This window comes from Mycobacterium sp. MS1601 (assembly GCF_001984215.1).
In the GTDB taxonomy this organism is placed as follows: domain Bacteria; phylum Actinomycetota; class Actinomycetes; order Mycobacteriales; family Mycobacteriaceae; genus Mycobacterium.
Genome location: NZ_CP019420.1, coordinates 79433 through 91954, shown reverse-complemented (window position 1 = coordinate 91954; position 12522 = coordinate 79433). Strand labels below are relative to the sequence as shown.

The 12522-nt window shown below is 64.8% G+C and carries 12 protein-coding genes; 7 read left to right on the top strand and 5 right to left on the bottom strand.

Translation table 11 applies throughout. The features are described 5' to 3' along the window. Position 1: 1 nt before the first annotated feature. The gene (locus tag BVC93_RS00455) at positions 2 to 1315 is read left to right on the top strand and encodes a lipase family protein (protein ID WP_083735443.1); all 1314 of its coding nucleotides are present in this window, start codon (positions 2 to 4) and stop codon (positions 1313 to 1315) included. A gap of 42 nt (positions 1316 to 1357) precedes the next feature. On the opposite strand, the gene BVC93_RS00450 is transcribed toward BVC93_RS00455, so the two are convergent. Then, complete coding sequence (locus BVC93_RS00450) at positions 1358 to 1744, bottom strand: DUF5997 family protein (RefSeq protein ID WP_083735442.1); 387 nt, start codon at positions 1742 to 1744, stop codon at positions 1358 to 1360. 28 nt (positions 1745 to 1772) lie between these two features. Here BVC93_RS00450 and BVC93_RS00445 point away from each other — a divergent pair, with 28 nt between their 5' ends. After that, a complete protein-coding gene (locus BVC93_RS00445) occupies positions 1773 to 2486 on the top strand; it encodes a LysR family substrate-binding domain-containing protein (RefSeq protein WP_083735441.1) in 714 nt (237 codons plus the stop codon). Here the strand turns inward: BVC93_RS00445 and BVC93_RS00440 are convergent. The 3 genes from BVC93_RS00440 to BVC93_RS00430 form a co-directional block, all read right to left on the bottom strand. Further along, complete coding sequence (locus BVC93_RS00440; RefSeq protein WP_083735440.1) at positions 2483 to 2968, bottom strand: hypothetical protein; 486 nt, start codon at positions 2966 to 2968, stop codon at positions 2483 to 2485. The two genes, BVC93_RS00445 and BVC93_RS00440, sit on opposite strands and share 4 nt — an antisense overlap. Before the next feature lie 73 nt (positions 2969 to 3041). Continuing rightward, positions 3042 to 3443, bottom strand: coding sequence for a VOC family protein (locus BVC93_RS00435; RefSeq protein ID WP_083735439.1), 402 nt, complete (start codon positions 3441 to 3443; stop codon positions 3042 to 3044). A 75-nt stretch (positions 3444 to 3518) separates the two neighbouring features. Further along, the gene (locus BVC93_RS00430) at positions 3519 to 4703 is read right to left on the bottom strand and encodes an NAD(P)/FAD-dependent oxidoreductase (protein ID WP_083735438.1); all 1185 of its coding nucleotides are present in this window, start codon (positions 4701 to 4703) and stop codon (positions 3519 to 3521) included. A gap of 188 nt (positions 4704 to 4891) precedes the next feature. On the opposite strand from BVC93_RS00430, the gene BVC93_RS00425 reads away from it, so the two are divergent. From BVC93_RS00425 to nrdF, 4 genes are all read left to right on the top strand, one after another. Next, on the top strand, positions 4892 to 5623 hold the full coding sequence (locus BVC93_RS00425; protein WP_083740695.1) for a TetR/AcrR family transcriptional regulator: 732 nt from the start codon (positions 4892 to 4894) through the stop codon (positions 5621 to 5623). A gap of 44 nt (positions 5624 to 5667) precedes the next feature. Continuing rightward, positions 5668 to 6303, top strand: a complete 636-nt coding sequence (locus BVC93_RS00420; protein WP_157516712.1) for a TetR/AcrR family transcriptional regulator — start codon at positions 5668 to 5670, stop codon at positions 6301 to 6303. 9 nt (positions 6304 to 6312) lie between these two features. Next, complete coding sequence (locus BVC93_RS00415; protein ID WP_083735437.1) at positions 6313 to 7794, top strand: flavin-containing monooxygenase; 1482 nt, start codon at positions 6313 to 6315, stop codon at positions 7792 to 7794. Between the two features lie 106 nt (positions 7795 to 7900). Continuing rightward, positions 7901 to 8863 carry a class 1b ribonucleoside-diphosphate reductase subunit beta gene (gene nrdF / locus BVC93_RS00410; RefSeq protein ID WP_083740693.1) on the top strand — a complete coding sequence of 321 codons (963 nt, stop codon included), beginning with the start codon at positions 7901 to 7903 and terminating at the stop codon, positions 8861 to 8863. A 95-nt stretch (positions 8864 to 8958) separates the two neighbouring features. On the opposite strand, the gene BVC93_RS00405 is transcribed toward nrdF, so the two are convergent. Then, positions 8959 to 10539, bottom strand: a complete 1581-nt coding sequence (locus BVC93_RS00405) for an APC family permease (RefSeq protein WP_083735436.1) — start codon at positions 10537 to 10539, stop codon at positions 8959 to 8961. Between the two features lie 194 nt (positions 10540 to 10733). On the opposite strand from BVC93_RS00405, the gene BVC93_RS00400 reads away from it, so the two are divergent. Then, positions 10734 to 12506 (top strand): penicillin-binding transpeptidase domain-containing protein, encoded by a 1773-nt coding sequence (locus BVC93_RS00400; RefSeq protein ID WP_083735435.1) that lies wholly within the window; start codon positions 10734 to 10736, stop codon positions 12504 to 12506. Positions 12507 to 12522 lie beyond the last annotated feature (16 nt).

Below are 12522 nucleotides of genomic sequence, written 5' to 3'. Positions count from 1 at the left end.
CATGTCTCGTGCCACGTTCGGCACACTCACCGGTGCGGTGCTCAGTGTGCTCGCACTTCTCGTTGGCATCGTCCACCCAGTCGCGCACGCCGACGAGACCAAATACCTGGCGTTCTACACACCGCCGGATCCGTTGCCAGCCGGCAAGCCTGGTGATCTGCTCCGCTCGGAGCCGATGAAGCTGGTATACGAGCCGTCCGGACAGCTCGGAAGCTGGGTGGCCACAGGTACGCGGATCATGTACCGCACCACGGATGCCAAAGGCAACTCCGCAGCGGCGACAGGTGTTTACCTCGAGCCCGACAACCCGTGGCCAGGCAACGGTCCGAGGCCATTGATTGCCTACGCCCCTGGGCCGTACGGAATCGGAGAGCAGTGTGCGCCGTCGCGGCTGATGGATCAGGGCATCCACTTCTCGCAGGGCTTCGATCTGACGTTCAACTATGAGGAGACATTCCTGGCCACGATGGTGGCGCGCGGTTTCGCAATCGTCGTAGCTGACGGCGTCGGGATGGGTACTCACACTCCGTCTGGTCCGCAGTTCGGTATCCGTCAAGCGGCAGGCACGGCCTTGCTCGATGCGGCGCGTGCCGCCAAGCAATTGCCGCACACATCGTTGGACGTGGCAGGGCCAGTGGCTTTCTGGGGCTGGCTGACCGGCGGGCAAGCGGCCGGCGCGGCGGCTGAGTTGGCACCGGCCTACGCGCCCGAGTTGAACGTCGTGGGGACCGCGCTCAACACGCCGGTTGCGAACCTCTCGCTGATGCCGTCATACATGGACGGCAGCATGCTGGTTGGGGCACTGGGGTATCTGCTCAATGGCGTGGTGTTCGCTTACCCGGAGACCGCGGATCTATTGATGGGTACTCTCACCGAACGCGGTAAGCACTTCGTGCAGTGGTCGAGTCAGATCTGCTTGGTGCAGTCGGTGGCGGACTTCGCATTTCGGCATATGTATTTTCCGGACAACACGGGGTACTTCAATGTCGACCCCGCAACCCTGTTCGGTACGGATCCGGTGAAGAGTCTCCTAGCCGCGCAGAACCTGGGATCGATGAAACCTGCTGGACCTAGCTATATTTCGGCCAATCGATTCGATAGCTTCAATCCGTATCAGGCCTCAGCGGACCTTGCTCGGGACTGGTGCGGCAAGGGAGCCGATGTGCAGTTGTGGACCAATGAGCAACCGCCGTTCCTCAACAAGACGGGTATCAACACCTTGCTGCCCTACTTCGTCGATGGGGAGCGCTCCATGCAGTGGGTGGCTGACCGCTTCAACGGCCTACCGACGACACCCAACTGTGCGAGCAGCTGAGCGGCCTGGAGCGCTGGGGCAGGCCTGCAGCAGATTGCCGGATCAGTCCTTCCGAGCCTTGTCCGCGTGCAATGCCTTGACCCGGCGCTCCTCGGCCAGCACGCTCTGGTAGCTCTCGCGTTCAGTGACCAGCCAGTCCGGTTTCTCCTCGAGCAACGCATTGATCTGCTCGGTGGTCAAGGCGTCGACGATTCCGCCGCGTCCGAGCCCGGCGATCGAGACGCCCAGCTTGGCCGCCACCAGATTCTTCGGATGCGGCCCGTTCTTGCGGAGATCCTTGAGCCACTGCGGCGGGTCAGCCTGGAGAGCGGCCAGTTCGGCGCGGGTGATCGCGTTCTCCTGGAACTCCGCGGGAGTCGCCGGCAGGTACACGTCCAGCTTCTTTGCCGCCGTAGCGGGTTTCATGGACTGTGCGTTGGGCCTGCTCATGGGATAAGCCTATCGGTAGCCTGAGGCGGTGACTTCGCCCTCGCTCACCCTCGGCTACGTCCCCGGTGGGACGCCCGCGAAGTGGGCCAGGATCTGGACGGAGCGTCACCCCGAGCTGCCATTGCACCTGCGTGTGGTGACTGCGGCAGACGCAGCGAATGAGGTTCGAGCGGGCACCGTGGACGCGGCTCTGCTCCGGCCAACGGCAGACACCTCCGGGTTGGCTGTCATCCCGCTCTACGAAGAGACGACGGTCGCTGTGGTGCCGACCGACCACCTACTGACCGCCGTCGACGAGATCACGGCGGCGGACCTCGACGACGAGCCGGTTCTGCACCCACTCGACGACGTGGTTGCCTGGTCGGATGCTCCGGGCACAGCGATTGAGCACCGTCCCGAAACCACCGGCGATGCAATAGAACTTGTTGCTGCGGGGCTCGGTGTGTTGATCGTGCCGCAGTCGTTGGCGCGGTTACATCACCGCAAAGACCTCACCTATCGGCCCATCACGGACGCACCCGCCTGCCCGATGGCGCTGGTCTTCCGGGAGGGGGAGCAGTCGGCGCTGGTCGAGGAATTCGTCGGGATCGTGCGAGGCCGCAAGCCGGGCTCGTCGCGGGCGCAGACTGAGCCGGCGCCCAAGCGCACGGCCCGGGAGAAGACGCTGGCCAAGCAGGCTGCCCGCGCTGCCGCAGGCAAGATTGCCCGCAAACCTGGGCCGACCAAACGCGGTCGCCGCTAACTGATGAGCGACGACCAGAACTCGATCATGCAGGTCGCCGCTACCGGACTGGAAGCGTCGCGTTCGAGGTAGTCCGCCAGATCAACGCCGACGACGCTCACATCGGTCCGGACCACCGACAGCACCGGCTGATGTGACTCACGTGAAGGCAGATAGTGGTGTGAGAACACCGGAAGCAACTTCGGCGCCCGCGCCAGGTGGTACTTCGCGCTGCGCAGAGCATCTTTCATCCTGGCAGGCCGAGAGTCCCAAGCGTCATGCCAGAACTCTGTCCACTCCACCGCGTACAGGATGCCGTCGACCGGCAGCTGCAATTGCTTCTGCAGGGCTCGGCCACCGCTGCGCCAGTTCGGCCAGCCGGCGCCGAGCGGCAGTCCGGCGGCCAGGTAGGCCCGATGGTCGTCGGCGAAAGTGAAATCGAATTGCTGCTCCAGCCGGTCGAATTCGGCGTCAGTTAAACCGGGTTCGGAGTCGACGGGCATCAAAGTGTCGGCGTCTCATCGTCATTCACCGTGCACGGCGGAGCATGCTTGCGCTGATTCATAGTCACCCACCCTATTCGGGCAGTCCCGGCAGATACGTCCCGACGGACCACTGTCTGCCCTCGGGGTCCAGCAGTTCGGTACGCAAGTTGCCCCACGCCGTGGTTTCGGGCGCAATCAGCACCGGGGTGCCGCGCGAGACGGCGCGCTGGTGGATGGCCGTCACCTCGGCGTCCTCGACCACGACGTACAGCCCTGAACCCACGCAGTCGCCAATCGGTACGGGGACGTGGTAGCCGCGATCGTCGAACTGGACGCACACAACAGCATCGGCGCGGCGAAGTTCGGAGTGCACCAACTGACCGGCGTACCGGAACTCGCGAACCACCACAAAGCCCAGCACCTCGGTGATCCAGCCCACCGCTGCGTCGGGGTCGCGGTAGCAGATGAAGGCGGTGAGCTGGGCTGAGGTCATGGCTCCGGTGTACCGCCCATGTCCGACAAAAATGCGACCCCCCGCACAGCGGGAGGCCGCACTTTCGAGCTGGCGTCAGTGGGTGGTGTGCTGGGGGCCCTGCGCCTTCTTGTACAGCGCTTTGAGCATGCGATCCCGGAAAGCCGCATTGTCGATCAGCTTGATACCGGCGTTCGCCAGCTTGGGCTGCCCGATCAGCTTGTGCATGTAGCGGCCCCGCTTGTACTCCTTGCCCCACGACGCTTCCATGCGCTGCGCGTAGTTGGTGAAGTCGTCCGGGCCGCCGTTCTGCAGGGCGGCGATGGCGCACTCACCGGCGGCCAGGCCGGACTCCAGGGCCTTGGAGATACCCGCACCGGACGCCGGCTTGCCGGCGCCCAGGGAGTCGCCGGTGAACAGCACGCCAGGGCGGAACGGCGGCCACGCGGTGAAGCCCATGGGCAGGCGCCAGGCGCGCACACTCTTGTTCTTCTTGAGCTCTTCGATGGCAGGCAGATCCCATTCGCGCGGCAGGGTCCGGAGGAACTCGCCGAGGAACTGGGTGGCGTTGATGGACTGCCAGTTCTTGTAGCTGTTCACGTAGCCCAGGCCGATGTTGAAGATGCCGTTGCCCATCGGGAACACCCAGCCGTAGCCGGGCAGCTGGTCACCCTGGAACTGCAGCTTCAGATAGATGTCCAGGCTGTCGGAGTCGACGCGGTTGGCCGGCATCTCCGAGCGGATCGCGATGGCCGAATAGCCGTTGTACTGGGAATCGATCTTCAGTGCCCGCTTGATGGGGGAGTAGGCGCCATCGGCGGCGATCACCGCGTCGCCGTAGATCTTCTCGCCACCCTTTAGCGTGACGCCGATGACGCGGCCGTTCTCGTTCAGCTCGGGTCCGGCGACTTCGGCGCCCTGGCGCACTTCCGCGCCAGCGGACTCGGCGTGCTTGAGCAGCACGGTGTCGAGGTGTTCGCGGCTCACGGTATGGCCATGGTCGGGCATACCGGGGCGCTTGGGGAACGACAGTTCCCAGGCGCTGGGGCTGAACACCGTCACACGGTTCACCCGGTGGTAGGTGGCCACCTCGTCGGCCAGCCCCATCTTCTGCAGGTAGCTGACGGCGCGTGCGGTGAGCCCGTCACCGCAGGGCTTGGCGCGCGGGAACTCCGCCTTGTCCACTACCAGCACCTTGGCGCCGGTCTGGGCGGCTTGCCACGCGGCCGCCGATCCAGAGGGGCCCCCGCCCGCTATGACCAGGTCATATCGCTGCGTCACTAGTGCCTCTCATGTTGATGTGGTCTCAGCTTTCGCGTCGTGATGCTAGCCGACCGAGCTGTGTGGTGCGCTTGTCGGGTTTGCCCGTGGTGGACAAAACCGGGTGTGACTGTAATAACAACACGGCTGACCTGCACTCTGACTGCGGTATGCGCAGGTCAGCGAGTTCCGAGCGGTACAGTGCACAGGTGCGCAGAGGGACCAGAAGCGGGGACTCCGCCGAGGTGAAGGTGGACGCGCGCAGCGAGCGCTGGCGCGAACACCGCAAGAAGGTGCGCGCCGAGATCGTCGACGCGGCGTTCCGGGCCATCGACAAGTTGGGCCCTGAGGTCAGCCTGCGCGAGATCGCCGAGGAAGCGGGAACCGCCAAGCCGAAGATCTACCGTCACTTCGCCGACAAATCCGACCTGTTCCAGGCCATCGGCGAGCGGATGCGGGACATGTTGTGGGCCGGCATCTTCCCGGTGATCAACCTGGCCACCGACCCGGCGCGCGAGGTCATCCGCCGCAGCGTCGAGCAATACGTCTACCTGGTGGACGAGCATCCCAACGTGGTGCGGTTCCTGGTGCAGGGTTTCCCGGAGCAGTCCGAGTCGACGATGCGGGCCCTCAACGAGGGGCGCGAGATCACCCTGGCGATGGCCGAGATGTTCAACAACGAATTGCGTGAAATGGAACTCGACCGCGAAGCCATCGAGTTGGCCGCTTACACGACGTTCGGTTCGGCCACCTCGGCCACCGACTGGTGGTTGGGCACCAACCCCGCGAGCCCGCGCCGAATGGACCGCGACAAGTTCATCGAGCACCTCACCACCATCATGTTGGGCGCGATCAACGGGACGACGGCGCTACTGGGGATCCGCATCGACCCCGATCTGCCGATCGGCAAGGCCGTGCCGCGCACCAACGTCGCCGGCTGAGCTATCCGGAAGGCGTACTTCACTTACGGCGCTACCCTGAATCCGTGACCCGGCGATTGCGTGCCGACGCCGCCCTCAACCGCGACCGCATTCTCGATGCCGCGACCGAGCTGTTCGCCGCTCGTGGTATCGCGGTGCCGCTCGACGAGGTGGCCCGCCACGCCGGCGTCGGTGTCGCCACGCTCTACCGACGCTTTCCCACCCGCGCAGATCTGGCTGCCGCAACGTTCGAGCGCAACCTGTCGCGCTACACCGACGCCGTCGACCGCGCTCTTGCCGATGCCGACCCGTGGCGGGGGTTCCGGACATTGGTCTACGACCTGTGCCAGTTGCAGGCCAGCGACGCCGGTCTGCGTGAACTGCTCACCATGTCGTTCCCGGCCAGCAGCATCATCGAGAAACAGTCGGGTGAGGCACTGGCCAAGTTGGGTGCGCTGATGGAACGCGCCAAAGCCGTCGGCGCGCTGCGCCCGGACCTGGTACCCGGTGACGTCGTGGTGATGCTGCTGGGCAATGCCGCAGTGGTGACGGCGACGCCGGAGTCGGCGCCGGGCGCCGAACCGTGGCGCCGGTTCGCGGCACTGATCCTCAACGCTTTCGCGGTGACGCCGTCGGAGGTGCTGCCGCCCGCTCAACCGGAACAGCAATTACGGCGCTCGATCGCCATGCTTGCGCAGTAGCGTGACTCTATGAGCGTGCACCGGACTCGCGCACTGATCATCGGCACCGGCTTCTCGGGTCTGGGCATGGCGATCGCCCTGCAGAAACAGGGTGTGGACTTCACTGTCCTGGAGAAGGCCGACGACATCGGCGGCACGTGGCGTGACAATGTCTATCCCGGCTGCGCATGTGATGTGCCGTCGCACCTGTACTCCTTTTCCTTCGAACCGAAACCCGATTGGTCGCGGATGTTCTCGCCGCAGCCGGAGATCCTGGAGTACCTGCGCGGCGTCACCGCCAAGTACGGTCTGCGTCGTCGAATCCGGTTCGGAGCCAAGGTCGAGGGTGCGCACTGGGATGACGACGAACACCGCTGGCATGTCTTCACCGCTGCCGGCGACGAATTCGTCGCACAGTTCCTCATCTCCGGGGCCGGCGCCTTGCACATTCCATCGACTCCCGAGATCGACGGCCTCGACACCTTTGCGGGTGCGGCGTTTCACTCCGCACAGTGGGATCAGGACATCGATCTGACAGACAAGAAGGTCGCGATCATCGGCACCGGCGCCAGCGCCATCCAGATCGTCCCCAACATCGTCGGGCAGGTTGCCGAACTGCAGCTCTACCAACGCACCCCGCCGTGGGTGTTCCCGCGACCTAACGCGCACATCTCGGCGCGGCTGCAGACGGTGCTCACCCGGGTGCCCGGGGTCCGTGCCGCACTGCGGGCAGGCATCTACTGGTTCCTCGAAGCCACCGCGTACGGGCTGACGCGGCGGCCCGGCCTGCTGCGGGTGTACGAGGCGATGGGGAAGTGGAACATCCGTCGTGCCATCAGCGACCCGGCTCTGCGCAGGAAGCTGACGCCCGACTACCGGGCCGGCTGCAAGCGAATCCTGTATTCCACCAACTACTACCAAGCCCTGGCGCAATCCGACGTCGAGGTGATCACCGACCCGATCGTGCGGGTGAGGCCCACCGGTGTGGTGACCGCTGACGGTACCGAGCGTCGCGCTGATGTCATCGTCTTCGCCACCGGCTTCCACGTCACCGACTCCTACACCTACGTCGCCATCTCGGGCCCGGGCGGCGAGGATCTGGTGGACCGGTGGAACGCCGAAGGGGTGGCAGCACATCGGGGCATCGCGGTGGCCGGCATGCCGAACCTGTTTTTCCTGCTCGGGCCCAACACCGGGCTGGGGCACACCTCGGTGGTGTTCATGATCGAATCGCAGATCCGCTACGTCGCCCAGGCCATCGCCGCGGTCGACGAAGCCGGCGTCGACGCGCTGGCCCCGATCCGCGCCGCACAGGACGAGTTCAACGACGAGTTGCAGCGCGATCTTGCGCAGTCGGTCTGGAACACCGGTGGCTGTCGCAGCTGGTACCTCGACGAGCATGGCAACAACCGCACGCTGTGGAGTGGTTTCACCTGGCAGTATTGGGCGGCGACGCGGAAGCTGGACCTCGACGAGTACCAGTTGACGACACGCGCAAACCCCAATATCTAGCGCTACAAGGACATCTGCCCTACTACGAGTAGTGTCTGGGTTATCTATAGCGCGCTATAGAAAGTCAACGAAAACCTGGTGAAGTGGGGTCCTGGTGTCTGATGGAATCAAGCTGATCGACCGAGTTTCGGCCATCAACTGGAACCGCCTGCATGACGACAAAGACGGCGAGGTGTGGGACCGGCTCACCGGTAACTTCTGGTTGCCGGAGAAGGTGCCGGTATCCAACGACATACCGTCGTGGGGCACTCTCAACGCCCACGAGAAGCAGCTCACCATGCGCGTGTTCACCGGCCTGACGCTGCTGGACACCATCCAAGGCACGGTCGGCGCGGTCAGTCTGATCCCGGATGCGCTCACCCCGCACGAGGAAGCTGTGTACACCAACATCGCCTTCATGGAGTCGGTGCACGCCAAGAGCTACAGCAACATCTTTTCCACCCTGTGCTCCACCAGCGAGATCGACGAGGCGTTCCGCTGGTCGGAGGAGAACCCCAACCTGCAGCGCAAGGCTGAGATCGTCATGCAGTACTACAAGGGTGACGAGCCGCTGAAGCGCAAGGTCGCCTCCACGCTGCTGGAGAGCTTCCTGTTCTACTCGGGCTTCTACCTGCCCATGTACTGGTCCAGCCGCGCCAAGCTCACCAACACCGCAGACATGATCCGGCTGATCATCCGCGACGAGGCCGTGCACGGCTACTACATCGGCTACAAGTACCAGAAGGGTCTGGCGCAGGTCGACGAGGCCAAGAAGACCGAACTCAAGGACTACACCTATGAGCTGCTGTTCGAGCTCTACGACAACGAGGTGGAGTACACCCAGGACCTCTACGACGGCGTCGGCCTCACCGAGGACGTCAAGAAGTTCCTGCGCTACAACGCCAACAAGGCGCTGATGAACCTGGGTTACGAGGCCCTGTTCCCCAAGGACGAGACCGACGTCAACCCGGCTATCCTGTCGGCGCTGAGCCCCAATGCCGACGAGAACCACGACTTCTTCTCCGGCTCGGGCTCCAGCTACGTCATCGGCAAGGCCGTCAACACCGAAGACGAAGACTGGGACTTCTAGCCACGGCACGCTGCGAGTAACGCCCGCGAGCAGACGCAAACTCGAGCGGAATCCGCGGATTCCGCTCGAGTTTGTGTCTGCTCGGCAGGAGGTCGCTAACTGCGCTCGTGTGCGTCCTCCATGACGGTGCGGCCCACCGCGGCGTACACCTCCGGGCGCGCGAAGCGCAGCCACATCGCGTACATCAGGCCCACGACGAACACCCCGGCGATGAAGTAGGGCGCATCCTTGAACACCAGCGAATTGGCGGCGTATCCGGCGGCGAACGCCCGGTTGTCCCACAGCAGCCACACCACGTACAGCATCGCCACGCCACCGATCAGCGGGCAGATCAGGGTGGTGATCACGTTGCCGCTGTGCACTTTTCGCACCCAGAAGAACCAGATGACCGCGAATGAGCAGATGGCCTGCACCAGCAGGATGGCCGCGGTGCCGATCAGTGCCAGCAAGCCGTAGATGTTGGTGTAGGGCACCAGAGCCGGGGTGTCGACGGGCACCCCGTTGGCGTCGGGCACCTGTACCGCGGTGAAGAAGGCGAACAGCAGCACCAGCACCAGGGTGATGACGCCCTGCAGTGCCGAGGCGATGTAGGGCGAACCATGCTTGGGGTGCGCGCTGCCGATGGTCTTCTGGACTGCGGCAGAAGGGATTTCGCGTCCGAGAGCGAACAGGTAGCGCGATGCGGCATTGTGAAAGGCCAGCGCGCAGGCGAATGACCCGATGACCAGCAGCGCCTTGTAGACATCGAGCAGGACGCTGCCGAGGTTGGACTCGACCAGACCGAAGAACAGATCCAGCGGCGAGGCGCTGATCGATGCCTCGACCGACGCCTTGGCGCCGTTGCCTGCCAACACCATTGCCGAGATGAACGTGTAGAACAGCCCCAGCCCGATGACGGCGATCAGCGTGGCGCGGGGAATGATCTTCTTCGGGTTGCGCGATTCCTCGCCGTAGACGGCGGTGGTCTCGAAACCGACCCACGACCAGAAGGCGAAGAACAGACCGATGGCCATCGATCCTGCCGCCGCTGCGGTGCCGAACGCCCCCTCGGGCAGGCTCTCGAACGCGCGGTTCAACAGCACGGTCTTGTCCAGCATGAAGCCGTCGGGTCCGCCGCCGGAGAAGATCACCGAGAACGCGAGCGCGAACAGGATCACCACTTCCGACACCAACGTGACACCGAGGATCGCCGCGGTGAGGCTGATGTGGAAATGGCACAGAACCGCAATGACCACTGTGGCGCCGACGGCGAACACCAGCCATGGGACATCAACGCCGACAATGGTATTGACGGCATCGTTAGCGAAATAGGTGCACCCACCGATCAGCGAGCCTTCGAACACCACGTAGGCGAATGTCGCCAGGAATCCACTGGCCATGCCCCAGACCTGGCCCAGGCCGTGGGAGATGAAGCCGTAGAAGGCCCCGGTGGTGGTGATGTGTCTGGCCATCGCCACATACCCGAGGGCGAACAGCGTCAGAATGATGGTGGCGAACAGAAATCCCGCCGGTGCGCCGAGTCCGTTGCCGAAACCCACTGCGATGGGCGTGTTCCCGGTCATCGCGGTGATGGGCGCGGCATTGGCCACGGCCATGAAGATGACCGCCATCATCCCGATGGCGCCCTTCTTGAGTCCTTGCGGGGTTTCCGACAGTGCTGCGGAATCAGTGCTCACCGCTGGCCTCCTGAGCCGATATCGGATGCTGGGATTTCCGCGGCATTGCGAATCCGCAGCGAGCGTGACACCGAGAATGGCAACGGGCAACTGCGTCAGGGAAACTGGCAGGTGCCTGACAGCTTGAGCACAGGACGCTGGCGCGGTTAACTGGGCTTCTTATGTGGCGACGCGGTGTGCACGCAGCGGTAGTGATGGTGTCGACGTTCGCCCTGACGGCGGGTGCGGTCAGCTGTTCGACGGGTCCCGATCCCGAGGAGCGGTTCACCTCGTTCGCCAATGCCCTGCAGCGCAAGGATGCGCACGCGGCGGCCGCGGAGACCACCGACCCGGCAGCCGCCGAACCGGTGATCGAAGCGATGTTCGCCGGCATGGGAGAGGCCGCATCGGTGTCGGCCAGCCCGGTCCCGGTGGACGGCCGGGACAACGAGTTCAGCGTCGACTACCGGTGGTCGTTCGGGCCGAACCGCGAGTTCAGCTACAACACCGATGCTGAGGCCACTCAGAGTGGCGACGACTGGCGCATTGCCTGGTCGCCGACTCTGCTGCACCAGGATCTGCAGCCGGGCTTGACCTTTCAGTACAGCCAGGACAGCGAACTGCAGACTCCGGTGCTGGACCGCACGGGGCAGCCGCTGCTGACCTGGCAGACCGTGGGTGTGATCACCCTGGAGCGGGCCCAGCTGCCGACGGCTGCCGCGCTGGCGCCATTGTTGGCGCCGTTCGAACCCGGTGTCACGTCGGAATCGATCAGCGCGCTGTTCAACGGAAACACCGACGACCGGGTGACGGTGATGAAGCTGCGCGAGCCGGACCTGGCACTGGTGGCTCCCGCGCTGGGCGCCCTGCCCGGTGTCACGGTGCGGCAGCAAGGTGAATTGCTGACCGCGGACCGGGCGCTGTCCTCGCCGGCACTGGCGGGACTCGACGACTACTGGTTGGACCGGGTGACGGCGAATTCGGGGTGGTCGGTGTCGCTGGTCGATGGCAGCGGGGCGCCGGTGCAGCGGCTGGAGTCGACGCCGCCGAAGCCCGCCGAGCCCATTCGCACCACCTTGGACCTGCGGCTGCAATTACTTGCCCAGCGTGCTGTGGCGCGCGATCCGCGGCCGGCGATTTTGGTGGCATTGTCCACCGGCACCGGTGGCATTCTCGCGGCGGCCCAGAATGTTCCCGCCGACAGCCAAGGGCCCCTTGCCTTTTCGGGGTTGTACCCGCCGGGGTCGACGTTCAAGACCATCACCTCCGCGGCGGCCCTGAACGCGTCCCTGGTGACGCCGGAGACTCCGGTGGCCTGCCCGGGGGTGCTGACCATCGACAACCGCACGATCCCCAACGACGACAACTTCGATCTCGGCGTGGTGCCTTTCGCCACGGCTTTTGCGCGGTCCTGCAACACCACCATGGGTCAGCTGGCCGACCAGTTGCCCAACGATGCCCTGACCAAGATGGCGCGCAGTTTCGGCATCGGTGTGGATTACGTCATCCCGGGGATCACGACCGTGACCGGCAACGTGCCCGTCGCCGACACCGCGGCACAGCGGGTGGAGAACGGGATCGGTCAGGGCACCGTCACCGTCAGCCCGTTCGGTCTGGCGGTCGCCGAGGCGAGCCTGGCGCACGGAGCCACCGTCGTACCCACATTGATAGAGGGGGAGACCACCCAGGTGGACACCCCGTCGGTTCCGTTGCCGCCCAATGTCACCGCCGCCTTGCGGGCGATGATGCGACAGACCGTCACCGAGGGGACCGCGACCCAGCTGCAGGATATCCCCGAACTCGGAGGCAAGACCGGCACCGCAGAGTTCGGAGATCCTGTCCAGTTCGGGGGAGTGTCCCCGTCACACGGCTGGTTCGCGGGAATCTCCGGTGACATCGCGTTCGCCACTCTGGTGGTGGGAGGCGACTCGTCGGCGCCCGCGCTCACCGTCACCGGAGACTTCCTACGCTCAGCGGCAGGGTCCTAGCGACCCTCGGCCGCCT

Bases quoted from the DNA above. Each gene is read 5' to 3' on its own strand.
- BVC93_RS00455 (WP_083735443.1), top strand. From the start codon at position 2: ATGTCTCGTGCCACGTTCGGCACACTCACCGGTGCGGTGCTCAGTGTG.
- BVC93_RS00450 (WP_083735442.1), bottom strand. From the start codon at position 1,744: ATGAGCAGGCCCAACGCACAGTCCATGAAACCCGCTACGGCGGCAAAG.
- BVC93_RS00440 (WP_083735440.1), bottom strand. From the start codon at position 2,968: ATGCCCGTCGACTCCGAACCCGGTTTAACTGACGCCGAATTCGACCGG.
- BVC93_RS00435 (WP_083735439.1), bottom strand. From the start codon at position 3,443: ATGACCTCAGCCCAGCTCACCGCCTTCATCTGCTACCGCGACCCCGAC.
- BVC93_RS00415 (WP_083735437.1), top strand. From the start codon at position 6,313: ATGAGCGTGCACCGGACTCGCGCACTGATCATCGGCACCGGCTTCTCG.
- BVC93_RS00400 (WP_083735435.1), top strand. From the start codon at position 10,734: ATGGTGTCGACGTTCGCCCTGACGGCGGGTGCGGTCAGCTGTTCGACG.